24 protein-coding genes are annotated in these 26236 nt (G+C 56.3%); 13 read left to right on the forward strand and 11 right to left on the reverse strand.

The genetic code is table 11. The features are described from left to right. Nucleotides 1–63: 63 nt before the first annotated feature. Nucleotides 64–1458, reverse strand: a complete 1395-nt coding sequence (locus ACVLVH_RS01070) for an amidase (RefSeq protein ID WP_498948405.1) — start codon at nt 1456–1458, stop codon at nt 64–66. A gap of 276 nt (nt 1459–1734) precedes the next feature. Here ACVLVH_RS01070 and ACVLVH_RS01075 point away from each other — a divergent pair, with 276 nt between their 5' ends. From ACVLVH_RS01075 to ACVLVH_RS01105, 7 genes are all read left to right on the forward strand, one after another. Further along, nucleotides 1735–3165, forward strand: coding sequence for a hypothetical protein (locus ACVLVH_RS01075; RefSeq protein WP_498948406.1), 1431 nt, complete (start codon nt 1735–1737; stop codon nt 3163–3165). A gap of 303 nt (nt 3166–3468) precedes the next feature. Next, nucleotides 3469–4674, forward strand: coding sequence for an SfnB family sulfur acquisition oxidoreductase (locus ACVLVH_RS01080; protein WP_498948408.1), 1206 nt, complete (start codon nt 3469–3471; stop codon nt 4672–4674). A gap of 9 nt (nt 4675–4683) precedes the next feature. Beyond that, the gene (locus tag ACVLVH_RS01085) at nt 4684–5886 is read left to right on the forward strand and encodes an SfnB family sulfur acquisition oxidoreductase (RefSeq protein ID WP_498948409.1); all 1203 of its coding nucleotides are present in this window, start codon (nt 4684–4686) and stop codon (nt 5884–5886) included. After that, complete coding sequence (locus tag ACVLVH_RS01090) at nt 5883–7244, forward strand: LLM class flavin-dependent oxidoreductase (RefSeq protein WP_498948411.1); 1362 nt, start codon at nt 5883–5885, stop codon at nt 7242–7244. Before ACVLVH_RS01085 ends, ACVLVH_RS01090 begins: the two co-directional genes overlap by 4 nt. A gap of 20 nt (nt 7245–7264) precedes the next feature. Further along, complete coding sequence (locus ACVLVH_RS01095; protein WP_498948412.1) at nt 7265–8071, forward strand: MetQ/NlpA family ABC transporter substrate-binding protein; 807 nt, start codon at nt 7265–7267, stop codon at nt 8069–8071. Between the two features lie 2 nt (nt 8072–8073). After that, entirely contained in the window at nt 8074–9174 is a 1101-nt protein-coding gene (locus ACVLVH_RS01100) for a methionine ABC transporter ATP-binding protein (protein WP_498948413.1), read from the forward strand. Further along, the gene (locus tag ACVLVH_RS01105) at nt 9158–9808 is read left to right on the forward strand and encodes a methionine ABC transporter permease (RefSeq protein ID WP_049851713.1); all 651 of its coding nucleotides are present in this window, start codon (nt 9158–9160) and stop codon (nt 9806–9808) included. Before ACVLVH_RS01100 ends, ACVLVH_RS01105 begins: the two co-directional genes overlap by 17 nt. An 88-nt stretch (nt 9809–9896) precedes the next feature. Here the strand turns inward: ACVLVH_RS01105 and ACVLVH_RS01110 are convergent, their stop codons facing one another. Continuing rightward, nucleotides 9897–10799 (reverse strand): LysR family transcriptional regulator, encoded by a 903-nt coding sequence (locus tag ACVLVH_RS01110; protein ID WP_309837412.1) that lies wholly within the window; start codon nt 10797–10799, stop codon nt 9897–9899. Between the two features lie 100 nt (nt 10800–10899). On the opposite strand from ACVLVH_RS01110, the gene ACVLVH_RS01115 reads away from it, so the two are divergent. Beyond that, complete coding sequence (locus ACVLVH_RS01115) at nt 10900–11967, forward strand: SDR family oxidoreductase (protein WP_498948414.1); 1068 nt, start codon at nt 10900–10902, stop codon at nt 11965–11967. Between the two features lie 161 nt (nt 11968–12128). On the opposite strand, the gene yahO is transcribed toward ACVLVH_RS01115, so the two are convergent. The 5 genes from yahO to ACVLVH_RS01140 form a co-directional block, all read right to left on the reverse strand. Continuing rightward, nucleotides 12129–12398 (reverse strand): DUF1471 family periplasmic protein YahO, encoded by a 270-nt coding sequence (gene yahO, locus ACVLVH_RS01120; protein ID WP_498948415.1) that lies wholly within the window; start codon nt 12396–12398, stop codon nt 12129–12131. 162 nt (nt 12399–12560) lie between these two features. Beyond that, nucleotides 12561–13190 carry an NrsF family protein gene (locus ACVLVH_RS01125; protein WP_498948416.1) on the reverse strand — a complete coding sequence of 210 codons (630 nt, stop codon included), beginning with the start codon at nt 13188–13190 and terminating at the stop codon, nt 12561–12563. Continuing rightward, the gene (locus ACVLVH_RS01130) at nt 13177–13734 is read right to left on the reverse strand and encodes a sigma-70 family RNA polymerase sigma factor (protein ID WP_498948418.1); all 558 of its coding nucleotides are present in this window, start codon (nt 13732–13734) and stop codon (nt 13177–13179) included. The genes ACVLVH_RS01125 and ACVLVH_RS01130 overlap by 14 nt, the downstream gene beginning before the upstream one ends. A gap of 17 nt (nt 13735–13751) precedes the next feature. Continuing rightward, on the reverse strand, nt 13752–14981 hold the full coding sequence (locus ACVLVH_RS01135) for a protein-disulfide reductase DsbD family protein (protein ID WP_462063377.1): 1230 nt from the start codon (nt 14979–14981) through the stop codon (nt 13752–13754). A 15-nt stretch (nt 14982–14996) separates the two neighbouring features. Continuing rightward, a complete protein-coding gene (locus tag ACVLVH_RS01140) occupies nt 14997–15563 on the reverse strand; it encodes a peroxiredoxin (protein ID WP_277976471.1) in 567 nt (188 codons plus the stop codon). A 215-nt stretch (nt 15564–15778) separates the two neighbouring features. Between ACVLVH_RS01140 and ACVLVH_RS01145 the strand changes: the two genes are divergently transcribed. Beyond that, a complete protein-coding gene (locus ACVLVH_RS01145) occupies nt 15779–16117 on the forward strand; it encodes a type II toxin-antitoxin system PrlF family antitoxin (RefSeq protein ID WP_277976470.1) in 339 nt (112 codons plus the stop codon). A gap of 17 nt (nt 16118–16134) precedes the next feature. Next, complete coding sequence (locus ACVLVH_RS01150) at nt 16135–16617, forward strand: type II toxin-antitoxin system YhaV family toxin (RefSeq protein ID WP_277976469.1); 483 nt, start codon at nt 16135–16137, stop codon at nt 16615–16617. Nucleotides 16618–16673: 56 nt separating this feature from the next. Here ACVLVH_RS01150 and ACVLVH_RS01155 read toward each other — a convergent pair whose 3' ends face one another. Then, nucleotides 16674–17339 carry a TetR/AcrR family transcriptional regulator gene (locus ACVLVH_RS01155; protein ID WP_498948422.1) on the reverse strand — a complete coding sequence of 222 codons (666 nt, stop codon included), beginning with the start codon at nt 17337–17339 and terminating at the stop codon, nt 16674–16676. Nucleotides 17340–17418: 79 nt separating this feature from the next. Here ACVLVH_RS01155 and ACVLVH_RS01160 point away from each other — a divergent pair, with 79 nt between their 5' ends. Continuing rightward, nucleotides 17419–18939, forward strand: coding sequence for an MDR family MFS transporter (locus ACVLVH_RS01160; protein ID WP_271460497.1), 1521 nt, complete (start codon nt 17419–17421; stop codon nt 18937–18939). A 5-nt stretch (nt 18940–18944) separates the two neighbouring features. Here the strand turns inward: ACVLVH_RS01160 and ACVLVH_RS01165 are convergent, their stop codons facing one another. Continuing rightward, entirely contained in the window at nt 18945–20360 is a 1416-nt protein-coding gene (locus ACVLVH_RS01165; RefSeq protein ID WP_309837433.1) for an amidohydrolase family protein, read from the reverse strand. A 7-nt stretch (nt 20361–20367) separates the two neighbouring features. Then, nucleotides 20368–21336: an ABC transporter substrate-binding protein gene (locus tag ACVLVH_RS01170; RefSeq protein WP_498948425.1), complete on the reverse strand. Its 969-nt coding sequence runs from the start codon at nt 21334–21336 to the stop codon at nt 20368–20370. A 507-nt stretch (nt 21337–21843) separates the two neighbouring features. Here ACVLVH_RS01170 and ACVLVH_RS01175 point away from each other — a divergent pair. Then, nucleotides 21844–22821: an isopenicillin N synthase family dioxygenase gene (locus tag ACVLVH_RS01175; RefSeq protein ID WP_498948427.1), complete on the forward strand. Its 978-nt coding sequence runs from the start codon at nt 21844–21846 to the stop codon at nt 22819–22821. Nucleotides 22822–23060: 239 nt separating this feature from the next. Further along, the gene (locus ACVLVH_RS01180; protein ID WP_101761687.1) at nt 23061–23612 is read left to right on the forward strand and encodes a C40 family peptidase; all 552 of its coding nucleotides are present in this window, start codon (nt 23061–23063) and stop codon (nt 23610–23612) included. A gap of 37 nt (nt 23613–23649) precedes the next feature. Here the strand turns inward: ACVLVH_RS01180 and fhuE are convergent, their stop codons facing one another. Continuing rightward, on the reverse strand, nt 23650–25803 hold the full coding sequence (fhuE, locus tag ACVLVH_RS01185; protein ID WP_498948430.1) for a ferric-rhodotorulic acid/ferric-coprogen receptor FhuE: 2154 nt from the start codon (nt 25801–25803) through the stop codon (nt 23650–23652). Between the last annotated feature and the right edge of the window lie 433 nt (nt 25804–26236).

Below are 26236 nucleotides of genomic sequence, written 5' to 3' on the forward strand. Positions count from 1 at the left end.
TTTCAGGCCATGAGCGGGTGAAATGACCGCCCCAAAGCTATCGGGGCGGCAAACGACGCAGATTTACAACGCAGGATGCTGATTATGCCAGTCGGTGACCTGCTGGAAGGCCCACGCGCCCTGAATCATGGTGGTTTCGGCGAAATGTGCTGCCACCAATTGGAAGCCAATCGGCGCGCCGCCTGCGGTTTTGCCGCACGGCAGGGTGATGGTGGGATGACCGCTGGCATCGAATGCACTGGTATAGCGCAGCACGCCGTTAAACAGTGCCTGATCGGTACCAAAACGGGTCATGGTGTCCCAGGTTAATCCGGCATACGCGGTAGCCGGTGCCAGAATCAGATCAACCTGGGTAAAGAGCGCGGAGATATCGCCGCGCAGCGCCGCACGGCTAAGTAGCAAACGTTGATACTCCAGCGCGGTGATACTAAGACCGAGATCCAGCAGACCAGCGAGGCCCGGACCGTAGTGATCTTTCTGCGCCGGATAGGTCTCTTCATGCGCCAGCGCGGTTTCCACGGCGCAAAGTGCGCTCCACTCGGCGGCGGCTTTTTCGGTATCGGGCAAGGTGATATCTACCAGCGTCGCGCCGAGCGAACTCAAGGTGGCGATCGCCGATTGCAGCGCAGCGCGCGTCTCCTCGTCGACTTTCTCCAGCGCCCAGCTTTTATCAACACCGATACGCATCTTGCTGATGCCGCGCGTCATCAGCGCCAGATAATCGGGCACCGGCTCGCTGCTGGAGGTGGAATCTTTATCATCGCGACCGGCAATCGCCTGCAACATGGCGGCGGCATCGGCGGCGTTACGTGCCATCGGGCCGATATGATCCAGTGATGCCGCCAGTTCACAGGCACCGTGACGCGTGACGCGGCCCCACGTCGGTTTAATGCCGGTCAGGCCGTTGGCGTTGGAGGGAAAACGAATCGATCCGCCGGTATCGGTGCCAATTGAGCCGAAGCATAACCCTGCGGCGGTGGCGACGCCGGATCCGCTGGAGGAGACGCCGGTCCACAGCGCGCTGCCCCACGGATTATTGGGCCGGGTGATATCAGGATGGTGATCGGCGAAGGCGCTTTCGGTTTGCGTCAGTTTGCCGAGAATCACCGCACCCGCCGCGCGGAAGCGCTCCACCACGGTGGAGTCTTCTGTAGGGTAACGATCTTTGTGGATGATCATGCCGTGGCTGGTGGGCGCGTCTTTGGTCCAGATCAGATCTTTCAGCGCGATCGGCACGCCGTGCAGCGGACCGCGCATTTTGCCCTGGGCTATTTCAGCATCGGCTTCGGCCGCCTGTTGCAGTGCACTATCGCGCATCACGTAGAAGTAGCTGTGTAAGTCGCGATCGAGCGTATCAATGCGCGTCAGCAGGGTTTGCGTGACGTCTACCGAAGAGATTTCGCCCGACTGAATCAAGCGGCCAATTTCCAGCAAGCTTTTGTAATGCAGGTTATTCATCGTGACCTTACCTCGTGAGTGAGAGATGTGTTGATGAATAACCTAAGTCACTGCGTAAAGTACGGCTGTGTTTAGGCGGACAGATGTTATGTCAGAACTGCCAATACATTTCCCTCACCCCAGCCCTCTCCCGCAGGCGGGAGAGGAAGCAGACGGTGCACAATTGGTTCCCTCTCCCGTTTATGGGAGAGGGTTAGGGTGAGGGCAAAAACCATTAAAGCCGCTGAACATTTCGCCGATAACTCTCAGGAATAGTACACAACGAGGATTATTTTCATGCTAAATGGGATTGGCAGCAGCGTACTGAGAAAATTAATCGCATCGAATGCGGTGGTGACGCCGGCGGTGAACAACAAATCCGCGCAAAACGCCCTGACGGCGGAAGCGTCGACCAAAGTCACCTTCAGCGAGGCGAGTGATGCCATCGCCGCGATCTACAAAATCGAGCCCGCGCAGGTCAAGAGTTCCGTCAATGTCACCAGCAGCTTGCAGGCGCAGCTCAACGGTGCCGCGCATGCCAGCGGCGTCGGCATGAACGGTCTCGGCAGCACCTTATTGAGTAATCTGGCCAGCCATCGCGGCGATGTAACCTTAAGCGTGCCAGCGACGGAAGCGGTAAACGGTGCGCGGAGCAGCAGCCAAAGTGCGCTGGCGCTGACCATCACTACCCAATCTGGTGTGCAGGTGAGTTTGCAGATGACGCGTCAACAGGGCGGGATGGTGGTGGAGCTGAAAACCAGCGGCGGCCAGCTCAGCAACGTTGAAGCGGCGGCGATGGGTCAGCTATCCGCCGGTTTGCAGAAGGCGCTGGATGGCCTGGATGGCAGCACTACCAAACTCGATATCAGCGATCTGATGAAGTTCGACACTTCAGTGTTGAAAAGCGTCGATTTGAAGACCGATCTGCGTAATGGCAATAACGTCACGCAGTCGCTGAATTTGCATGCCGACGATCAGGCGCGCTGGCTCGGCTTCCACAACGGCGATGTCAGCATCAAACTCGATACCGATGTTTCGAAACTGACGCAGGCGGGCAGCGCGGCACAGCAGGCAGCGGCGCTGGATCAGTGGAGCAGCAAATTTGATCAGGCCGCTTCGCGCGGTCACGGCGATAGCGATATGCTGACGCTGTTTAAAGATAGCTTCCGCGCGCTCAATACCACCGAAGGCAAAGCGGCTGAAAGCATCAATACGCAGCGTGTGAAGTCGATTGATGCCAATGCGGCGAAGAACGGCGCAATCAGCGGACTGGCGGACTTCTCGGCGAGCTACCAGCAGACGCCGGTTTCCGGTAATCCGTATAAGCCGGAAGAGCAAGACACCTTCTCCCTGAATGTGGCGCAAAAAACCGCTACGCAAACGCATGGTGATACCCAGGATTTGACCCAGCAAACGCTGTTTAAACTCAAGGCCAGCTTCCACACCGCGCTGGATTCTGTCTCAGCGGCGAAGCTGACCGAACAGAAGTCGTCGCAAAACTATAAGTATCATTTGATCGATGATGAAGAGCGCAGCCAGACCTCGGTGACGCAGAATAAGAAAGGGGATTTGACCGCGAATTATGCGCAGCAGCTAACGCAAAATGAGACGGTGAAAAGCTATCAGCTGGCGAAGTTGATCGATAGCGTGCAGATTCCGCATAGTGTGAAAAGCGAATCCACCCGCAGTTTCACTGCCGCGCAGTTTGATGCGCAATTAAATAATTAATATTTCGCGCCGCTACATTATTTGCGGAATTAAACTTTTCTTAGCGTTATTTGATCTTAAGAATTACTCGCCGCTTTTCTATACTCGCTAATTGCCCGCAGCGCCGCCGCTAGCCTGTTGTTGTGCTTAAATAAATCCATAGCTTAATAATGGCAACGCATTGCCGGATATAGCATAACCGCGCTATTTACTTGCTTTAACCCCGCTGATTATCATCGCTTTCAATCCGTTATTCATTCCACGGCCTGCTGAGTTTTTCAGTGCAGGCTTACACTTCGCTGTGCAGTAAAAGTGAAATCAGCTATGACGCAAAACAGTGACGAGATTATTAACCGCGCAGCGGTATTAAACAGCGATGAAGAAGCCATCGCCGCCGCACGCCATCTGGCCGGGCAGGCGAAAAGTGGCGCAGTCGAGCGCGACCAGCAGCGCATTTACCCCATCGCGCTGCTCAACCAGTTCACCGCGTTGGGACTTGGCAGCATCAGCGTGCCGCGCGAATTGGGTGGTGCGGGTTTGTCGTACCAGACCATGGCCGAAGTGTTTCGTCTGATCTCCGCCAGCGATCCGTCGCTGGGGCAAATCCCGCAAAACCACTTTGGTCTGATCCAGTTCATCCTTGGCGAAGGTTCTGCCGCGCAACAGCAGCGGCTGCTGAGCGCGGTGGTGCAGGGCAAACGTCTGGGCAACGGCGGACCGGAGAAAAACACCAAACATACGCGAGACGTACAGGCGCAGCTAGTGACAACGTCACACGGCGTGCAACTCACCGGCGAGAAGTTCTACTCTACCGGCGCGCTGTTCGCCGACATTCTGGTCACCACCGCGATGCACGATCAGCAGCCGAAAATGGCCTTTATTCCGCTGCCGACGCCGGGCGTGGAAATTGTGGATGACTGGTCCGGTATTGGCCAGCGCACCACCGCCAGCGGCACGGTGAAGTTGCATCAGGTTGTGGTTGATCCAGCGTTATTGATGTCGTTGCCTCCCGCTGAAAAGCCGACGCTGCGCGGCGCAGTTTCCCAGCTGATTCAGGCGGCGATTGATGCGGGCATTGCGCAAGGCGCGCTGGATGAGGCGCTGGAGTTTGTGCGCAGCAGCTCGCGACCTTGGGTGGATGCCAATGTCAGCCGCAATGCTGACGATCCCTACATCCTCGCCGACGTGGGCCGCATCAGCACTGAACTGAGCGCCGCCAACGCGCTGCTGGCTCGTGCTGCCCGGATACTCGATAGCATCGATCAACAAGCGCTGACGGCTGAAAACTGCGCACGCGCATCGATTGCGGTAGCGGAAGCCAAAGTGCTGACCACCGAAGTGGCGCTGCGTGCCAGTGAGAAGCTGCTGGAATGGGGCGGCAGTCGCGGCACCTTGCTGCGCCACGGTCTCGATCGTCACTGGCGCAATGCGCGTACCCACACGTTGCACGATCCGGTGCGCTGGAAAACTCATGCCATCGGCAACTATTACCTCAATGATGCGCTGCCTGCGCGTCATGCGTGGATTTAAGGAGCAACCATGACGCAGGTATCGCCTAAACAGCGCGCGACGCGCATTGAGAATGCCCAGCAGGCGTTGCAGGTCGCGCAGGAGCTGGCGGAATGTTTTCGTGCCGGTTCTGCCCAGCGCGACCGCGAACGTGAACTGCCGCACACCGAATTACAGCAGCTGTTTCAATCCGGGCTCGGTGCCATCACCGTACCGCGTGACTTTGGCGGCATTGAGATTTCTACCGCCGAACTGGCAGAGATTTTCGTGCTTTTGAGCGCCGCCGACGGTTCGATTGGTCAGGTGCCGCAGAACCATTTTTACGCGCTGGAAGTGCTGCGCATCAACGGCAGCGAGGCGCAGAAACAGCGGCTCTATGCTGAAGTGGTGGCAGGCGTGCATCACGGCAACGCGCTGGCGGAATTCACTTCGCCCGCCGCGCATCAGCGTTCTACGGCAGTTTCGCAGCAGGCGGAAGGATTGCGCCTCAACGGCAATAAGTTTTACTGCACCGGCGCGCTGTATGCCGATCGCATTCCGACGCTGGCGATTGCCGATGATGGCAAAGAGCAGCTGGTGTTTGTGCCGCGTCATCAGCATGGCGTCAACGTGATTGATGACTGGAGCGGCTTCGGTCAGCGCACCACCGGCAGCGGCAGCGTGCAGTTCCGCGACGTAGCCATTGCGCCGGAAGATGTGGTGCCGTTCCAGACGGCTTTTGAGCGTCCGAGCACCGTTGGGCCCTTTGCGCAGATTATGCATGCGGCTATCGATCAGGGCATCGCGCGGGCGGCGTTTGACGACATGCTCGATTTCCTGCGTCAGCGCGCGCGGCCGTGGCCGGACAGCGGCGTCGACCGTGCGAGCGACGATCCGCTGACGCTTGATCGCACCGGTCGTCTGGCCGCACGTTTAGGCGCCGGCGATGCTTTGCTGGCGATTGCGGGTGATGCGGTTGACGTGGCGCAGCGCGATCCCAGCGCCGAAAACGTGGCGCTGGCGTCGGTAGACGTCGCCAAAGCCCGCGCCTGGACCACGGAGGTGTCGCTGGAGGCCAGCAATCTGCTGTTTGAACTCGGCGGATCGCGTTCCAGCCTGCGTGAGCACAACTTCGACCGTCACTGGCGTAATGCTCGCACCCACACCTTGCACGATCCGGTGCGCTGGAAATATCCGGCCATCGGCAACTACCTGCTGAATGGCGTGTTGCCGCCGCGTCGGGGGACGATATGAGTCAAAAACAGATTCTGCTCAACGCCTTCAATATGAACTGCGTTGGGCACATTCATCACGGTATGTGGACGCATCCACAGGATCGTTCGGTGGATTTCAACTCACTGGATTACTGGCTGGATCTGGCGCGCTTGCTGGAGCGCGGGCTGTTTGATGGGCTGTTTATCGCCGATATTCTCGGCGTGTATGACGTCTATCAGCAAGGCATTGGCCTGACCGCCAAAGAGTCGATTCAGCTGCCGGTGAACGATCCGCTGATGCTGATTTCCGGCATGGCCAGCGTAACGCAGCATCTGGGTTTTGGCGTCACCGCCAACCTGAGTTATGAAGCGCCATATCCGTTCGCGCGCCGCCTTTCTACGCTCGATCATCTGACCAAAGGGCGCCTCGGCTGGAACATCGTCACCGGTTATCTCGATAGCGCCGCGCGTGCCATGGGCCAGCAACAGCTGCTGGCGCACGATCGCCGCTACGATCAGGCCGATGAGTTTCTCGATGTCACCTACAAGCTGTGGGAAGGCAGCTGGCAGGATGATGCGCTGGTGCAGGATAAAGCCAATCGTCGCTACGCCGATGCCAATAAAATTCACCAAATCAATCATCAGGGCGAGTTCTATCAGGTGCAGGGTTATCACCTGAGCAGCCCGTCGCCACAGCGCACGCCGCTGCTGTTCCAGGCCGGTTCCTCGGCGCGCGGCGTGCAGTTTGCCGGACGTCACGCCGAGTGCAGCTTTGTGAATGCTGCGTCACCGGCAGCGATGCGCGAGCAATCGACGCGCTTGCGCCAGGCGGCGGTGGAGGCCGGACGCCATCCTGACGATCTGCGCATCTTTATGGGCGTCAGTGTGATTGTCGCGCCCACCGAACGTGAAGCGCAGGAGAAGCATCAAAGCTACCTCGCCTACGCCAGCCCGGAAGCCGGCATCGCGCACTTCTCCAGCTCGATTGGCCTCGATCTGGCGGCGTTCGAACTCGATGAGCCGATTCAGACCGGCGACACGCGCGCCATAGAATCGGTGAGCAAAGCCTTTAGCGGCTGGACGCGGCGTCGTTTGCTGGAGCAGCACGCGATGGGCAGCCGCTATCCGCTGATCGTTGGCAATCCGAGCCAGGTCGCGGATGCGCTGATTAAGTGGATCGACGAAGGCGATATCGACGGCTTTAACCTGACGCGCATCCTTAATCCGCAGAGCTACCGCGATTTTATCGATCTGGTGGTGCCGGAATTACAGCAGCGCGGCCGCTTCAAGACCGCGTATCAGCCCGGTTCATTGCGGCAGAAAATTTTTCAACAGCAGGACCGCTTGCCCGATCGCCATCCGGCGGCGCGCTGGCGCGACGGCGTTAACCTTCGTTAATTTAACCTCAGGGATCTGATATGAACATTGCACGTCATTTTGCGCTGGCTGCCAGCGTCGCACTGCTGGCGTTTAACGCCGTCGCCGCCGAAAACTACAGCGGGCCGCTGAAAGTCGGTACTACAGCAGCCTTTGCGCCGCCGCTGGAAACCGCGGTGGCCGAAGCGAAAAAACAGGGTTTGAACGTTGAGCTGGTGGAGTTCACCGACTGGACCGCGCCGAACGTCAGCGTGGAAAACGGCGATATTGATGTGAACCTTTTCCAGCACAAACCGTTCCTGGAGAACGCCAACCAGCAGGGCGGATTCCATCTGGTGCCGTACGCGCCGGCGATCATCAACAACATCGGGCTCTATTCGAAAAAACATACCGCGATTGACCAGATTCCCGATGGCGGCACGGTGGCGATTGCCAACGATCCGATCAACGGCGCGCGCGGCCTGCTGCTGCTGCAAAAAGCCAGGCTGATTAGCTTAAAACCGGGCGCGGGCCTCAAATCTACCGTGGATGACATTGTCAGTAATCCAAAGCATCTGAAGATTATCGAAGTGGAAGCGGTGCAGCTGTCGCGTTCGCTGGATGAAGTCGATTTAGCGCAGGGTTATCCGCACTATCTGCGCCTGTCGAAGACCATCGATCCGAACAACGCGCTGCTGTTCGATGGCCTGGAACATCCGGAATACGTAATTCAGTTCGTGATCCGCGACGGTCATCAGAACGATCCGCGCCTGGCGAAGTTCGTTGATATCTACCAGCATTCGCCGGTGGTGCGCGCCAAGCTGGATGACTTTTACGGCAAGCTGTATCAGCCGGGCTGGAGCCAGTAAGCATGGTGAGCGTGACGCTACCCGGCGAGCGCGATGCGTTGCTGTCACCGACGGCCGAGACGGCAGGGAAAATCCACGTGCAGATTCGTGGCTTGAGTAAACGCTATCCCGGCCAAACTCAGGATGCGCTGAAAGAGGTCGATCTGCAGGTTAAGCGCGGCGAGATTTTCGGCATCATTGGCCGTAGCGGGGCCGGTAAATCGACGCTGATCCGCTGCCTTAATCGGCTGGAAAAGCCTACTCGCGGTCAGGTGGTGATTGACGGGATTGACCTAAGCACGCTGAGCGATCGTCAGCTGGTGGATTGGCGACGCGGTACCGGCATGATTTTCCAGCACTTCAATTTGCTGTCGGCGAAAACGGTGCGCGAAAACATCGAGCTGCCGATGAAAGTGGCGGGCGTGCCTGCGGCGGAGCGGCGGCGCAAAGTGGATGAACTGCTGGCGCTGGTGGGCCTTGAGCAGCGCCAGCACGCGTGGCCAGCGCAATTGTCCGGCGGGCAGAAGCAGCGTGTTGGCATTGCGCGCGCGCTGGTGCACGATCCCGAATTGCTGCTGTGTGATGAAGCCACCTCGGCACTCGATCCGGAAACCACGCGCTCGATTCTGGCGCTGCTGAAGAAGATCAATCAACAGCGTCACATCACCATTGTGCTGATTACCCATGAAATGGACGTGGTGCACGATCTCTGTCATCAGGTGGCGGTAATCGATCAGGGCGAAATCATTGAGCGTGGGCCGGTGTGGCAGGTGTATAGCAATCCGCAGCAAGAGACCACGCGACAGCTGCTCAATCCGCAGTTCAGCGCGCTGCCGGAAGTGATTCAACCGCTGCTGACGCCGACGCGCGAGCGTGGCGATTCGCGTCTGCTGGTGCGGTTGCGCTACACCGGACAGGGCGCACAGCCGGATTTGGCGGCGCTAAGCGCACGGGTTGGCGGGGAACTGACGTTAATTTATAGCGCGGTGGAGTGGGTGGACAGCAAACCCACCGGGCAAATGTTGCTGCTGCTTGATGCGCAGCATGACGCTGACGCCGCGCGGACGCGTTTAACCCCGATTGCGGATCAACTGGAGATACCGGGTTATGTCACTGGCTATTGATCGTTTATGGGTTGGGCTGCTGGATACGCTGCTGATGGTGGGCGTGTCGTCGCTGCTGGCGCTGGCGCTGGGTTTGCCGATGGCGGTGATTCTGGTGGTAACCGGACGCGGCGATCTGTTTCCCAGCCCGCTGCTGAATCGCGTGCTGGGCTGGGTGGTGAACCTGTTCCGCTCGATCCCGTTTTTGATTCTGATGGTGGCGCTGATTCCCTTTACCCGCTGGATCGTCGGCACCACCTACGGCGTGTGGGCGGCGGTGGTGCCGCTGACGCTGGCGGCGACGCCGTTCTTTGCGCGTATCGCCGAAGTGAGCCTGCGCGAAGTGGATAAAGGGCTGACCGAAGCGGCGCAGGCGATGGGTTTTCATCGCTGGCATATTATCTGGCATGTCTTATTGCCCGAAGCGCGGCCCGGCATTGTGAGCGGCTTTACCATTACGCTGGTGACGATGATTAACGCCTCGGCGATGGCCGGCGCGATTGGTGCGGGCGGCTTGGGCGATTTGGCGTATCGTTATGGTTATCAACGCTTTGATATGCAGGTGATGCTGACGGTGATTGTGGTGCTGGTGGCGCTGGTGACGGTCCTGCAGTTTTTTGGCGACAGGTTGTCGCGCCGGTTGAATCACCGTTGATATTAAGAAAAGCGCAATAAATTGCGCCGCTACGGTATGTACAGGTTGGTAGCGGCGCGATTCATCGCGCGCTTTTGACCTTATGTTTCTATCTGATCTGTAATTCTTCTAACGCCGCCAGTAGCGCATCCACTTTAGGTAGCAGCTGCTTGCGGCGCGGCCAAATCAGCGTCAAGGCCAGGCCGTCCGGCTGCTGCTCGGGCAGAATGATCTCCAGCTCGCCGCGCGCCAGCGGTTCACGCACCAGCCACGATGGCATCTGCGCTACGCCTAATCCGGCACACAGCGCCTGCATCTGCGCATCCACATCACCCAGCGCCATGCGGTGCGGCAGGTTGCGCCAGTGCGGATAGCCATCTTCCGTAGTAAACAGCCACGGTTTGGTGCTGCCATCGACGCGTTCATACATGATCGCCTGATGCTGCAACAATTCGGCTTCACTGGAGGGCCGCCCAACGCGCGCCAGATAATCGGGTGATGCGCAAAACACCATGCGTTCGCGGCCCATCTGACGACAGCCAAGCGAGGCGGGTAGATCCGGCGATCCACCAATGCGCACTGCAACATCAATCCCTTCATCAAACAGATCGATAAAGCGATCCGAAAAAGTCAGATTAAGCTCCACATCCGGATGCTGGCGGCAAAACGGTATCAGCAGCGGCATCACACCGAGGCGTCCATAGGTGTTCGGCACCGCTAAACGCAAGCGCCCGGAAGGAATGGTGCGCTGCGCCGCTAGCACCGCTTCGGCCTCTGCCAGCTCCTCCATAATGCGCAAACAGGTTTGGTAGTAGGCGTTACCGGCGTCGGTGAGTTTCAGGCTGCGGGTGGTGCGCTCCAGCAGCCGCGAACCAAGGCGGGTTTCCAGCCGCGTCACGCTTTTGCTTACCGCTGAACCGGTGAGATGCAGGCGCTCAGCGGCGGCGGCAAAGCTGCCGCTCTCGACGCTGGCAACAAACGGAACGATATCTTTCAGGCGCTGATCGTGCATGGATTCGTGAACTCAGGTTGTGAATGCTGTGAATTAATGCCAGAGATGGGAATTAAATTCTCTATTAAACTCATCATTACTGAAACTGAGGAGAATTGAAATGCAAAAGCAGGCATTGATTGTAGGCATCAGCGGTGTGATTGGACGTGCGCTGGCGGAAAAATTGCAGCGCGAAGGTTGGCAGGTCAGCGGTTTATCGCGCGGACGTGGCGCAGTGCCGGAAGGTTGCCGCAGCCTGACCGCTGATCTGACGGATGCTGATGCGGTGCGTGCTGCACTGGCAGAAGAGCAGCCGGATGCGCTGTTCTTTAGCGTCTGGTCGCGCCAGGAAAATGAGAAAGAGAATATCCGCGTCAATGGCGGCATGGTGCGTAACGTTATTGAAGCGCTGGGCGAGCGTCTGAAGGGATCGCATGTGGCGCTGGTGACCGGCCTGAAGCATTACCTCGGCCCGTTCGAAGCCTACGGTAAAGGCGCTGTGCCGGTGACGCCATTCCGCGAAGAGCAGGGACGCCAGCCGGTCGAGAACTTCTATTACGCGCAGGAAGACGAAGTGTTTGCCGGTGCGGAGAAATATGGCTATCGCTGGAGCGTGCATCGTCCGCATTCGATCGTCGGCTTTGCGCTGGGTAACGCGATGAATATGGGCCAGACGCTGGCGGTGTATGCCACGCTGTGCCGCGAGCAAGGTTTGCCGTTTATCTTCCCAGGTTCGCCAGAGCAGTGGAACGGTGTGTCTGATGTGACCGACGCCGGTCTACTGGCGGAACAGTTGTTGTGGGCCGCGACTGCGGCTGAAGCGGCCAATCAGGACTTCAACGCGGTGAACGGCGATGTGTTCCGCTGGAACTGGTTGTGGCCACGTCTGGCGGCCTATTTTGGCGTGGAAGCGGCGGATTACCCGGCGCAGATGATGCCACTGGAAGGACGCATGCAGGATGCCGCAGAAGTGTGGCGCGAGGTGGCGGCGCGTTATCAGCTGCGTGAAGCGGACATCTCTAAATTGGCATCCTGGTGGCATACCGATGCGGATTTGGGACGTCCGATGGAAGCGTTCACCGATATGAGCAAGAGCCGCAAAGCGGGCTTCACCGGTTATCGTTCAACGCTGGATTCATTTACGCAGTTATTTGATCGTCTGAAAGCGGAGAAAGTGATTCCGCAGTAAATAATGATTGATTGAAACGGGCGGCTCGCATGGGCCGCTTTTGCATAATTAAGTTGTAGAAACTCGCCGCCAGCTTTATTGTCGGTAACCTCATCGGAAATTAAATATAATGCCCCAGCATAAGTCATATTGATAAGCTCATGCTGAGGCAAGATAGAAAATTACTTTTTCTTATAAACGATGGCGGTACCATGTATTTTGTTATTGGTATTCGCGGAGGTTACGATAAAGATATCGCCGCCTTTTTCATCTGCCAATTTAGACAGTTCCTCTCTGGCGCTGGCGGGGTCCGTTTCACCTGAGGTGGAAATGTTTCCTACCTCTACATATTGATCTTTTACCTTTTCAAACTCAACTTTGCTCATCAGGTCTGCGGCGAGTGAGCTGAAAGATACCGAGCTTGCTAATAATACGAAAATTAACTTTTTCATACGTATCCTTGGATGAGGTAATTGATGGGAATGGAATTATATTGCTATTATTCTATAGTTTAGAAATAGCGTATTTACAATATGGGTGAGCCGATTTTTAATCTTTTGCGTGGAAATATCACACCAAAGAATTAACTTAACCATTGCTCTCTTTCACTCGACTCACTTCAACTGCACCCAACGTTTCCCCACCAGCACCGTCATCGCCACAATCGTCGCTATCGCCGCCAGATGCATCACAAAATCCAGCGGATGCAGATGCACCGGATGGCAAAATGCCAGCAGCGTGACCGCCATGCAGGAGACGCCCAAACCGGCCATCGCCAGGCTGCGTACCGGATGCAATGCGCGGGTGCGGCGTAGGCTGGCGATCATCAGCACCATCATCGGCGTGCTGACCACTAGCAGAAAGGTAAAGCAGCGTGCGCTGTCATTGTCATGTTCGATTGGCACTTCACCGGGAATCTGGCTGATGCTCATGCCGAGCCACAGCAGGCCAATCGGCAGCAGCGCTTTCCAGCTGATACTGCGGCGTCCGGCGATGCTCATGTTGAAAGCGCTACGAATTGCCAGCGTGCCGAGTACAAAGGCCAGCACCAGCTGCAAGATCGCCTGCAGCGCGCCCGGCTGCGCCCAGTCGGTGACACTGCGCTGCACCAGGAAGCTGGCGGCAATGCCGCAGGGCAATGCCAGCAACAGCCATGTGATAACGCGCCAGCTAGTGGAGCGCAGCGGTTTAACCGGTCGCATCTCGCGCCCGAGTTTTTCAATTAACAGGTCATGATCGGTCATGATTGGCTCCAAAGCGGCGCAGATTGGTCAGAGCGCGGTGCAGCAGCGATTTCACTGCGGCCACACTCAGATTGTTATGCGCGGCCGCTTCCGTCAGGCTCATTTCGCGCAGATGCACATGTTCGACAATTTCGCGCTGACGCGAAGGCAGCTGGCGCAGATATCCGGCCAGTTCTTCCTGCGAGTCCTGCTGCGGTGCGTCTGGCGCACTGGCGGCTTCTGGCATGATATCGTCGTTAACTTCCCACTGCTGATGGCGGCCACGTCGCCGCAGCGCATCGATCGCGCGTGCCGAGATAATCGCCAGCAGCCAGGGTAAAAAAGGGTAGGCAGGATCATAGGTGTGACGCACCCGATGCACCGTTAGCAGCACATCCTGAATCACATCTTCTACCAGTGCATCGTCAGCGATCTGTTTGCGTGTTTGCGAACGAATCACCGGCACCAGCGCTTTCAGCAGTCGGGTATAGGCGAGCTGATCGCCCGCCTGTGCCTGTTCCATTAGCGCGGGCCAACCTTCGCGCGCGCTATCGCTTGTTTGCATAATCCGCCTTGTTGTTCTTACGCCTTCTTGCTCGCCTGGTTGAGCGCGTTCACCACAATACTCGGTGTCAGCACCTGCGGCAGCACTTTCGGCGGTCCGCCGTCGGCAGGGTAAACCAGATACATCGGTAATCCGCCTTGACCGAACTCACTCATGGTGTCATCCACGTCCGGGTTAAATTTAGTGGAATCTGCCACCATGTACAGCGTGCCGGTTTTGGCGATGGCCTCTTTCACCGCCTGGGTTGAGAGCGAGGTTTTCTCGTTCACCTGACAGGTGATGCACCAGGATGCGGTGAAATCGACAAAGATCGCTTTGCCGTGACCACGCTGCGCTTCAACCGCTTGCGGCGTCCATTTGGCTTTGGTCACTTCCGCCGTCAGCTGGTCGCCCGCCAGGCCTGCGCCGGGTTTGATCAGCGTCGGCAGCGGGGCGATGACCGCGATTATCAGCAGCGCGGTGACGGCAAACAGCACCTTGTGACTTTTACCGGCAAAGTGGCGATGTTGCGCCATGCCGTACAACCAGCCGGCGAAGGCGACCACCACGGAAGCGGCCAGCAAGGTGGCCAGCGCCGCGCTTCCCGCCTGCTGCGCCAGCACCCACACCAGCCAGGCGTAAGCGCCAAACATCGGAAACGCCAGACCGCGTTTCAATACATCCATCCATGCACCGGGACGTGGCAGGAATTTCGCTAGCGCCGGGAACAGCGATACCAGTGTGAACGGCGCGGCGAAGCCGATGGCTAGCGCAAAGAAGATCACCAAGGCGACGGCGGGCGGCTGCACTAACGCATAACCGATGGCGCTCGCCATAAAGGGTGCGGCGCACGGCGTGGCGACGATGATCGCCAGCGCGCCGGTCAACGCCGAGCGTGTAAAGGCACCGCGACCGACGTCTACCGAGCCGACGCGCTGCACGGATAAGCCCACTTCAAACACGCCGAGCAAATTGAGCGCAGCGGCGAGGATCACCAACGACAGCAAGGCGATCACCAACGGCGATTGCAGTTGGAAACCCCAGCCGACCGCCGCGCCACCGGCGCGTGCCGCCAGCAGAATGCCCGCCAGCGCCATCATGGTCACCACAACGCCGAGTAAAAAGCCCAAGCCTTCGCGACGCGCGCTGGCGGCGTTATCGGTATGGCGCAACAGGCCGAGCGCTTTCAGTGAGATCACCGGAAACACGCAGGGCATTAAGTTCAGAATGATGCCGCCGATGAAGGCGGCCAGCATGGCGGTTAACATCGCTGGCCTCTTTACTTAGTTGGTTTGCGGGTGAGAAGCGTCGTACTGCTTAACGGCGGCCATCGCTTTTTCGATATGCGTGTCGGGATTTCTGTCAGTGTAACTCAGCAGAATGTTGCCATCTGGCGCGATCACGTACGAAGTACGATCGGACAGGGTTTTGCCTTTCATCTGCATGGTAGTTTGATACTGCGCCGCCACTTTCGCACCCGGATCGGCGGCGACAGTGAATTTATCGCGGCACTCGAGCTTAGAGAAATCGCTGACCTGATCGGTATTGCCCGCGGTCACGCCAATCACCGTGGCACCCATTTTGCTGAAGCTGTCTGTGGCTTCAGCAAAATCGTGCGCTTCAATGGTACAACCCGCGCTAAACGCCGCCGGGAAGAAATAGAGCACGACCGGACCTTTCTGCAGCGCCTTTTCCAGCGAGAAGGTCAACGGCTTACCGGCCAACGCGCCCTGCAGTTCGAAGTTAGGCGCTTTCGCGCCCACCGGCAATGCGGCACCGGCGTTGAAGGCGGAAAGACCCAGTGCTGCGGTCATGGTCAGGGTACAAACGAGGGATTTGATGCGTTTCATTTTCTGCTCCTGCGATGTATGGGAGTTCCGGTTTGGATGTCTCAGTAGTTCAGTTCGCTGGGGCAGGGAGGAAAGTTTCGGTGCTGGGAAAAATAATTTAAAAAGGTGCAGTAATGCATTTGCATTGCACAATGCAAATGCATTACTGTGGGGCATCTTGGCGGATAGGCGGCTTTAAAAGCGATGTTGCTTTGTGAGCGGCTGAGGAGAAAGAAGTGTTCAAATTTGATCTAGTGGATGTATCACTCCGTGCAGAGTCGAGGCTGACAGAACGGAGTCAAACAACTATTCCAGCGGCAATTCGCGATGCTCTACAGCTTAAACCGGGTGAAATTATCGAATATTCCCTGTTGTCTGGCGGCAAGGTCATCATGTCTAAGCAAAATGATGAGCAGGATGATCCCGCCGTACAGCATTTTCTGACTTTTCTCGAACGAGATATGGTGAGTAATCCCCAGCATATTCACTCAGTTCCTGTCGAATTTTGGTCAGGTATGGAAAATTTGGTCGCTGGAATTGATGTTGATTTAGATGCTCCGCTCACGGATGACTAAACTGCGGGAGAAAGGGTGTGGATTACATGGAAATCAACGGATGGAAATTTTATTTCCACGCTTGTTTTACTGCTCAGGTAACGTCTTTAGCGCAGGAAGTGTTGCAGCTTAAAGTTGAAAAACCGCATGAATACCATAAAAAGAAACAGACGAAATTACTGGCAGCAATTTATAAGGTTGTTACAGAAGTTATTGCGCGAGATCCGCTGAATCCCCAGTTTCGACAAGGGGGAACTTTAGGGGATGGAAATCGATATTGGTATCGCGCGAAATTTTTGCAGCAGTTTCGATTGTTTTTCCGCTGTAGCGAACAGAGTAAAACCATCATTCTTGGCTGGGTGAATGATTTTGGCACATTACGCGCTTACGAAAGTAAGAATGATGCGTACAAAACATTTAAGAGGATGTTGGATGCCGGACATCCACCGAGTGATTGGGAACAGCTACTGCGTGAATCGACAGGCGAATCGGGTTTTCTTTTCCAGGCACCATTCTCATAATTTATCCCTTTAATGGAATAAATTTGCTTAACTCCAGGTCGCCATGAATGGCGACTCTACACTGTAGGTTGGATCCCCTGACAAAACAGACTCAACGTGTGCTGGACAATGATTTCACGCGAGTACGCGGGATCGCTGGCAAAGCGGGTGAAGGGCACCAGCACCAGGCTGAGAATCGAAGTCATCAGCAGTTGTGGCTCCAGATGTGGGTTGAGTAATCCTTGCTGCTGCCAGCCCTCAATCAGTTTTTTCACTTCATCACGTTCACCGTGACCAAAGCGCTTTTTGATGTGCTGACCTAAACCGCCTTCACCTTGCATTACTTCCTGCATCCACAGCGGCGCGAACCAGTTGTGTGTGGTGACGATGTCCGCGACTTCACGGATAAAGGCGCTGAAGGTGGTGACGGGATCGCGCGGGTCATCCATAAAGTGCGCCACCAGGCGCTGGCGTAACGGCAAAAAACGCTCCTCAACTACAATATCCAGCAGCGATTCGCGCGACTGAAAATAGTAATTCAGCATGGCTGGACTCACGCCCGCTTTGCGCGCAATCGCGTTGAGCGAGGTTTCGCCGATGCCGTTTTCGGCATACAGCGCTAAGGTGATGTCGAGCAGATGTTCGCGCTGCTGCACGTTGATCGCGCCGCCGCGCGGACGGCCGGGACGGCGGGGTTTGACTGAGTTGGCCATATCGTCAGCAGGGACTTTTCGTGCGGTCATCTTTACTCGCTCACTTGATTCATGTCAGACTGCAGGCAATATTAATTGTGTATTTAATTAATTTCAATTGGTGTCTGTTATGAAACCCCAAACACTCGCGCCGCAGTCGGGCAGCGGGCAGGAGAATCCTCCTTCTGTTCGCTTACTGATGAGCGCTTTATTACTGGTGATGCTGCTGGCGGCGCTGGATCAAACCATCGTCTCCACCGCGTTGCCGACTATCGTCGGCGAACTGGGTGGGCTCGATCGCCTGTCGTGGATCGTCACCGCTTATATGCTGGCTTCGACGATTGTGGTGCCGCTATACGGCAAATTCGGCGACCTGTTTGGTCGCAAATCGGTGCTGCAGATCTCGGTGATTCTATTCCTGATCGGCTCGGCGCTGTGCGGTCTGGCGCAAAATATGGAGCAGCTGATTTTCACTCGTGCGCTGCAAGGCTTAGGCGGCGGTGGTTTGATGGTGGTGAGCATGGCGGCGGTCGCCGATGTGATTCCCCCGCAAGAGCGCGGTAAATATCAGGGCCTGTTTGGCGGCGTTTTCGGTCTGGCAACGGTGATTGGGCCGCTACTGGGCGGTTTTATCGTACAGCACGCTTCATGGCGCTGGATTTTCTACATCAATTTGCCGCTAGGTTTGTTTGCGCTGGTGATCATCAACGCGGTGTTTAAGACCGACAACAAACGCAAGCCGCATGAGATTGACTATCCTGGCGCGGTGTTTCTCAGCCTGGCGCTGGTGGGTATCACGCTGTTTACCAGCGAAGGCGGCACGTTACGTGAATGGTCCGATCCGCTGCTGTGGTGCATTCTGGCGTTTGGTGTAATTGGTGTGCTCGGTTTTATTTATGAGGAGCGCCGCGCCTGGGAACCGATTATTCCGCTGTCACTGTTCCGCAATCGCAGCTTCTCGCTCGCCAGTTTGATGGCGTTTATCGTTGGCATGTCGCTGTTTGGCAGCGTGACGTTTTTACCGCTCTATCTGCAGGTGGTGAAGGGCTCGACGCCGACCGAAGCCGGTTTACAGCTGCTGCCGCTGATGGGCGGATTGCTGATCACTTCCATCGTCAGCGGACGCATTATTAGCCGTACCGGCAAATATCGCCTGTTCCCGATTGGCGGTACCTTGCTGGCGACTATCGGCATGGCGCTGCTGACCACGCTGACCATTGATGCGCCGCTGTGGCATATCTACCTGTTTGCCTGCGTGTTGGGGATGGGAATGGGCATGGTGATGCAGGTGCTGGTGCTGGCGGTACAGAACACCGTAACGCCCGATCGCATCGGTGTCGCTACCTCGTCGGTCACGTTGTTCCGCTCGGTTGGCGGTTCGATTGGCGTGGCGCTGTTTGGCGCGGTGTTTAGCCAGGTGCTGAAATCGGGTTTGACCACGCTGGTGGAGCAGGGCAAAGCATTGCCGCGTACGCTCGATCCTGATGCGGTGCACCGTTTGCCGCATGATGTGCAGCAAGCCTATTTGCAGGTGTTTGGCGATGCGGTGCATTCAGCCTTTCAAATGGCGGCGGGTGTGATGCTGCTGGCCTTTGTGCTGTCGCTGTTTCTGCCAGAATCACCGCTGCGCAAGAAAGACGCAGCGGCGTAACGCGGTTAAACCGCCGCGCGTTGTTGCAAGGTTTTTACCGCTTGTGCAGCGTCGCGGCCCAGTTCCGCCAAATCCACTCCGGCAATCACATCATCCTGCACCAGCAGTTTTCCGGCACAAATCAGCGCCTTTAAACTGGCGCGTCCGCCGCTGGCCACCGGGCCAATGGCGGGATCGTGCAAACCAAAATAGCGCGGATCGTCGAGCCGATAGATGGCCATATCGGCGGCCATGCCAGGTGCAAGGCGGCCGGTGTTTAAGCCCAAAACCTGCGCGCCACCGGATGTGCCCCAGCGCACCACATCTTCAATGCGGGCGGCGTCGCCACCGCCTTCAAAGGTTCCACCGGCATAACGCGGCTGCGCCAGCATGCCTTTGCGTGCGCGCTGGAGCTGCCAGGCGGCGTGGGCTTCGCTTTGCATATCCGCCGCTTCATTTGAGGCCGCGCCATCAACGCCAATCGAGATCTTCACGCCTGCGTGTTCCATTGCCACCAAATCGGCAATGCCGCTGCCGAGGCGCGCGTTACTTTGCGGGCAGTGCGCGATACCGCTGCCCGCCGCGCCCAGCATGGCGATCTCTTCCGGCAGCAGTTTCACCAGATGCGCAAACCACACGTCATCGCCAATCCAGTCGTGTTCGGCGCAAAACTGCAGCGGCGTCATACCGAACTTCGCGCGTGCGGCATCAAGATAATCAACGGTTTCCGACAGATGGCTGTGCAGGCGAATATCGAGCTGACGCGCCAGGCGCGCGCTCTCGCGCAGCTCCTGCGGCGTGGTGGAGTGCAGCGTGGTGGTCGGTGCCATCACGATGCGGCGCATCGCGCTATCCTGCGGTTGGTGATAGCGCGCCACCAGACGATCAACATCGGTCATCATGCTGTCAAAGCTTTCCGGGCGCAGTGCGGTGGGCAAGTCGCTCTCTAAGCCACGGCTTTGCGTCGCACCGCCGCGACACAGCACGAAGCGCACGCCTAGCTTGTCGGCTTCATCGAACAGGATTTCTGCGCCATCAAACGGCATATCAGGCCAGTAAAGATAGTGATGGTCAGCGATGGTGGTGCAGCCGGAACGCACCAGCTCGACCAGACCCACCCGCGCGGCGATGCGAAATGTCTGTTCGTCGAAGGCACCACGAAAGCGATACGGCGTCGCCGCCAGCCAGCCGCCCAGACTTAGATTCAGACCTTGGGGTTCGCCTTTCAGCAGCGATTGAAACAGATGATGATGCGTATTAACCCAGCCGGGATAAACCACGCAATCGCGGGCGTCGATCACGGTTTCATCGGCGACAGCATCGAGTTCACCCATCTCCACAATCAGGCCATCGCGCAGTCGAATATCGCGCGCGCTGCTGCGCGGTTGCTGTTTATCGCCGGTCAGGATCGCGGCGCAGTGTTGAATTAGCAATTGGCTCATGAGCACCTCACTCCGCTTTCGCCGCGACAAACTGCGTGCTAAACGCGCTCTGCCAGTCGGTGGACGCTTTGAGTAAACCGGCGTTGACCATAAAGTCACGCGTTGCCTGCCAGCGCTTATCCGTCATCACGCCTAGACCTTGCTGCGCGGCATCGCCGCCGTCAATCAGGTGCAGGGCTTTCATCTGTGATACGCCAAAGGCGAGAACCGCGTCAGTCATCTGCGGGTTCTCCTTTTTGATCAGCGCATTACCGGCAGTCGGATTGGCAAGGTAGGATTTCCAGCCTTCCATCGATGCCGCCACAAAACGCTTCAGGACATCCGGCTCTTTTTGCAGCAAATCGTCGCGCGTCACCAGAATGCCGCCGTATGCCGGATAGCCATAATCGGCAAACAGATAGAATTTGCTGTCCGGTTGCACCTCTTTAATTTGCTGCACTTCGGAGGTGGCGTAGGCCTGCTGCGCAGTGTTTTTGTCGGCGAGAAACGGTTGCATGTTGAAGGTGTAAGGGCGCGCCTGCCCATCCTGCAGCTGATATTTGCCTTTCAGCCACGGCCACCAGCTGGCTTGTCCGCTGGCAGAAACCAGCACGGTTTTACCTTTCAGCTGATCCAGCGACTTCACATCGCCGTGGGTGACAATGCCTTGCGGGTCAAACTGAAACGGCGCGGCGATGGCTTTGAGTGGAAAGTTGCGCTCAATGCCCTGCAGCACTTGCAGATCGTAGCTGACGATGACATCAGCACGATTCGCCAGCAGCAGCGTCATGTTATTCAGCTGTGGCCCGCCGGAGCGCACCTCAACATCCAGCCCATATTTTTTATAGATGCCGGTGGCGAGCGCCTGGTAATAACCGCCTTGTTCAGCCTGCGCGACCCAGGTGGTTTGCAATATCAGTTTGTCGGCGGCGTGCGACAGTGCAGAGCTGCTCAGCAGAGCAGCGAATAAGGAGAAACGGAAACGCGACATTGTCATATAACCCCCAATAAACGTTGAGTTTGTTGTCGTCATCAGGGGCGTAGCGGCGCATGGCGTGCTCACGATGCGTATGCGCATCGTCCCCTGACGAGGTACAGCTAATGCTGTAGAGCAATGTCCTGCGTGCATCTGTTGTCACGCTGACCGCTTATACTCAGTGGGGATTTAGCAAAGCGCATGCCATTCGTGCAACCCACTGAAAGTAATATAGTCGATATTGATGGTGCCGGGCTTTTGCTTCATTGACCGCTCATTGATGAGGCAAGTCAGCGCGTTTTGCACCGCCATTGTGCAGACCGGATGTGGCAGATTCCCTAACGTATTGATTTTAAGCGGCGCAGCGTGCTGGCACAGCCTTTGCTTGGCTGAAACTGAGTAGAAGCTGTCAACCGTGGTTTCACCCGGTGGGTCATTGCTCGATCGCCTGTGGTATTCAGCAGGCGCGGGGATGACTGCCAGGCTGCGGGCGGGTCATCCGTTATCGCTCAATAACGAGGTGCACCAATGGAAAAGACCACTTATGACATGCATGAACTGGCGAAAGAATCGCGTATGGGCGCGCGCGGCGTAGAAGCTGCACGTGATGTGCGTATCATCGATCTCTCCGATTTCGACCAACGTAAAGCCGAAATAGCCGATCAGCTGTGGCAAGCCGCCACCGAGATTGGGTTTTTCCAGGTTTCCGGCCACGGTATTCCACTCGACGACATCAATGCGGCTTTTGCTAACGCAGAGCGCTTTTTCTCGCTGCCGCAAAGTGACAAAGCGCGTCATCCACTCAGCCGCAATGCCGGCTGGGAATACCGCGCGCAAATCCGTCCATCTACCGGTAAACCGGACCAAAAAGAGTCGTACCAGGTGACGCGTCCGCGCATGGCAGGCTTGTGGCCGGATGAGGCCACCTTGTCGGGTTTTCAGCATGATGTACTGAAGTTCGAGCGTCAGTGCTGGGAAGTGGGGATGCGCTTGCTCTCCTGTTTTGCCCTGAAGTTGGGATTCCCCGACGATTTCTTCGCCAAAGCGCATGAGCCTTCGCGCGAAACCTACCAAAGCACGCTGCGGATGCTGCACTACTTTGCCATCAGCGGCGAGCCAGATGGTCCGTGGCGCGCCGGGGCACACACCGATTTCGATTGTCTGACCTTGCTGTTCCAGCGTGATGGGCAGGGTGGTTTGCAGGTGTGTCCGGGCAAAGAGATGGAAGAGCAAATCTGGACGCCGATCCCGCCGCTGGAAGGCTTAATTACCTGTAATATCGGCGATATGTTGATGCGCTGGAGTGATGACAAGTTACCGTCGAACTTCCATCGCGTAAGCAATCCGCTGCCTGGTGAATCGGTGCCGGCACGCTACAGCCTGGCGTTTTTCTGCCAGGCGAATGAAGATGTGATTATTGAAGGACCGGAGAAAAAATACCCGCCTATTTCCGCGAAGGATTATCTGGCGCAGCGTATTAGCGCCAATTTCTCCGGCAAGTATTAAACTTACAGCTGTAAGCCGAAATTGATGTCGTTCTGTGCAGGAGCGCAAATATTCTCCTGCACAGAAAAAGCCCAGCGTGGAAAATAGATTTTTAACTCAAATACAAGATGTTACCGTTGCGTAAACTTAGGTAAAATCAACCGACAAATAAAAGATTTCACTGCGCGCCTATTTATTTCTGCAACTTTTTTACGGTATAAATCTCTGACCACTGTCTCCCTCAGCGAAATCACCAACACATGATCAATTCTGCCGCCAGCAAAGTTATCGCCTGCCTGTTTGTTTTCACTCTGGCAGGTTGTTCTTCGAAGTCTTCGCATGCGCCTGCTGAGGAAAGCGTTGATACCTCGGCAGACAACGGCAAACAGCCCGATTTAATCCCGGTGATTGCCGCGCTGCACGATCAAATGCATTCGTGGGAAGGGACCAAATATCAGTGGGGCGGCACACAATTAACCGGCGTCGATTGCTCGGGATTTGTCTGGCGCACGCTGAAAGATCGTTTCAATATTCCGATGGATCGCGTCACCACCAAAGAGTTAATTGCCATGGGCAAACCGGTGGATCAGGCGCATTTGCAACCCGGTGATTTAGTGTTCTTCCGCATTAAACGTGAGCTGCACGTCGGGTTTTATGACACCGATCATCAGTTCCTGCACGCATCGGTGAGTCAGGGCGTGATGCGCTCTTCGCTAAATAATCCGTACTGGAAATCGGTTTATTTAGAGGCGCGCCGCTTGCCGAAAGAACAGAATTCGCAGATTAGTTTCAATTATAAAAACAAGGTTTGATGAGAGGCGCGCATAAATGCGCACCTTTAGCCTTTATTTAAAATTGATACGAAACGCTCATCGAAACACTGCGCGGTGCGCCATAAACGTAGCTGTTCATGTAGCTGTAATATTCGCGATCAAACAGATTATCGACGTTCGCCTGCACCGCCACCTGCTTAGTCACCTGATAGCGCGCAAACAGCGAAACCAGCGGAATGCTGCCCTGATAAACACGCACGCTATCGCCGCTGGCATTGGTGGCATCTTCAAACACGCGGTTCTGCCAGTTGATGCCGCCGCCAACCGTGAGATCCGGCAACATCGGCAGCTGATAACGGGTAAACAGCTTAAAGGAAGTCTGCGGCTGATAGCTGTTGAAACGTCCCTCTTTATCCCGCGCCACGTAGCGTGTGGCACCGAAAGTCAGCTGCAGATTATCCGTTAGCGCGCCATTCAGCTCAAACTCCGCACCTTTACTGACCGCACCTTTGGCGGGCGCATAAGCCTGTTCGTTGCCGCTCAGATAGACGCCATTAATCGCCTGACCGACGTTGTCCTGCTCAATACGGAATACCGCCACCGTCGCGGTTAATCGACCATCATACCAGGCGGACTTCAGACCGGTTTCATAGCTTTTGCCGGTTACCGGCGACAGGTATTTACCGTTGATGTCGCGATCGGTTTGCGGCAGGAAGATCGAGGTATAGCTGCCGTACGCCGACCAGGTATCGTTGATGTCGTACACCAAACCAGCGTACGGCGTGGTGTTATTGTTCGTCATATCACCGCTGCTGCCGTTGGTGCTCCACTGCGTGTAACGCGCACCAATAATCAGCGATAGCGGATCGGCCAGCGAGAAGCGCGCGGCGGTATAAGCCGATTTCTGGCGAATGGTATCGTCGGCATTCTGATACCAACCTTGCCACTGCGGCTCGGCAATGTTGCCGTTCCAGCTGTTATTGAAAATGCCCATATCGTTTGAGGCGATGTTGTAGTTTTCCAGATCGGTAACGCCATCCTGGCTGTAAGTGGCGTTGTGCTGGCGGCTGTAGCTCACGCCCGCCATTAACTGATGCTGACGACCTAACAGCTCAAACGGACCGCTGGCGTAGCCGTCGAACGAATCCATCTGACGTTTACCGCGATCCATGCTGCCGAAGCCGGTGGTGCCTTCGCCGCTGTCCTGATCGGCGCTGCCCATCACATATAGCAGCTTATCGTTGAAGGTGTTCTCGGCGTGCGTGCCGTTGACGTGGATGTTCCAGCCGTTATCGAAGTTATGATCGATGTCGGCGAATATTTTGCGCGAATTGGTGTTGTAGCGCGCCCAGTTGGCGGCGGAGTTGAGGCTGCGATCGTAATGCGTGGTGGCGTTGTTGCTGTAGAACATCGGCAAGCCGCCCCACGTTGGATTGCCGGTGTTAGCATCTTCGTAGTCGTAGCCCAGCGACAGCGTGGTGTGCTCAGTGATGTCGGCATCAATCACGCCGTAGAGGAATTTTTTGGTTTTGTGGTAGCGATCGAGCCAGCTGTCTTCATCGCTGTAACCGGTTACCACGCGGCCGCGCAGGCTGCCATCCTGGTTTAGCGGTGCAGAGAGATCCGCAACATAACGCTGTTTGTTCCAGCTACCGTAGCTGGCGCTGACCGCACCGGTAAAGGTTTTGCTGTCGGCGTGTTTACGTACCATGTTGATCGATGCTGACGGGCTGCCCGCACCGGTCATCAATCCGGTGGCGCCGCGTACGATCTCAATACGATCGTAAATGGCGGTATCAGAAGCGGCATCACCGTAGTTCCAGTTGTCATTAACTGACGTTGGGATGCCGTCGAACGAGAAGTTGGTGACTTTAAAGCCGCGCGAATAGTATTCCGAGCGCTCGCTGTCGATCAGATTGGTCGAGATGCCGGTGGCGTTGGTCAGCACATCGTTCACCGATTGCAGGTTCTGATCCTGCATGCGCTGTTGCGTTACCACGCTCATCGACTGCGGTACATCGCGTGGCGTCAGCAACAGCTTAGTGCCCGCTCGCGTGGTTTTTACCGCGTAATCCTGCTTTTCATTGTTATCGCTGTCGCCGGTTGCGGATGCCTCGACCACCAAATCCTGCGGCGAATCGCTAGCTGCCTGCGCCGGGCTTGGCGTAAGTAGGGCATGAATCGTCACCGCCAGCAGTGAGACGTTAAAGGTTTTCCTGATGCCAGACATAAAATTTCCTGTTGAAACGCATGTTATAGGAAGCTGTTTTGCTTCGTTTTTTATCGTTTACGTCGTGACTCATTCGCCCAAAAGGGCAGAAGAGAAGGCACGCAAAGCGCCACTGCGCATTTATTGAGAAAGCCAATGATAATCATTTGCTTTAAAGAATCTGTGGAAGGTTGCAACTGTAATTGTAATAATGTGTAAGTAAGTTATGAATCAATGGTTTACGGGTGAAAATAACCTGTTAATTGCTCACGTTTTCCTATTTTTTCAGGCAATATTTGGAGGTTTTTAGTAAAGAAAGGTGTGCGGCATGCTGGAATCGATCTACGGCAACGTAAGGAAGATCGTCGAGAAAGTTGCTAAGTTCATGCTAATGCGTATGATTCTCATTCTTCTTGAGTTTTCCGTATGCGTACGCGCAACGGAGCCGTTCATC

Source organism: Kluyvera sp. 1366 (genome assembly GCF_054823405.1).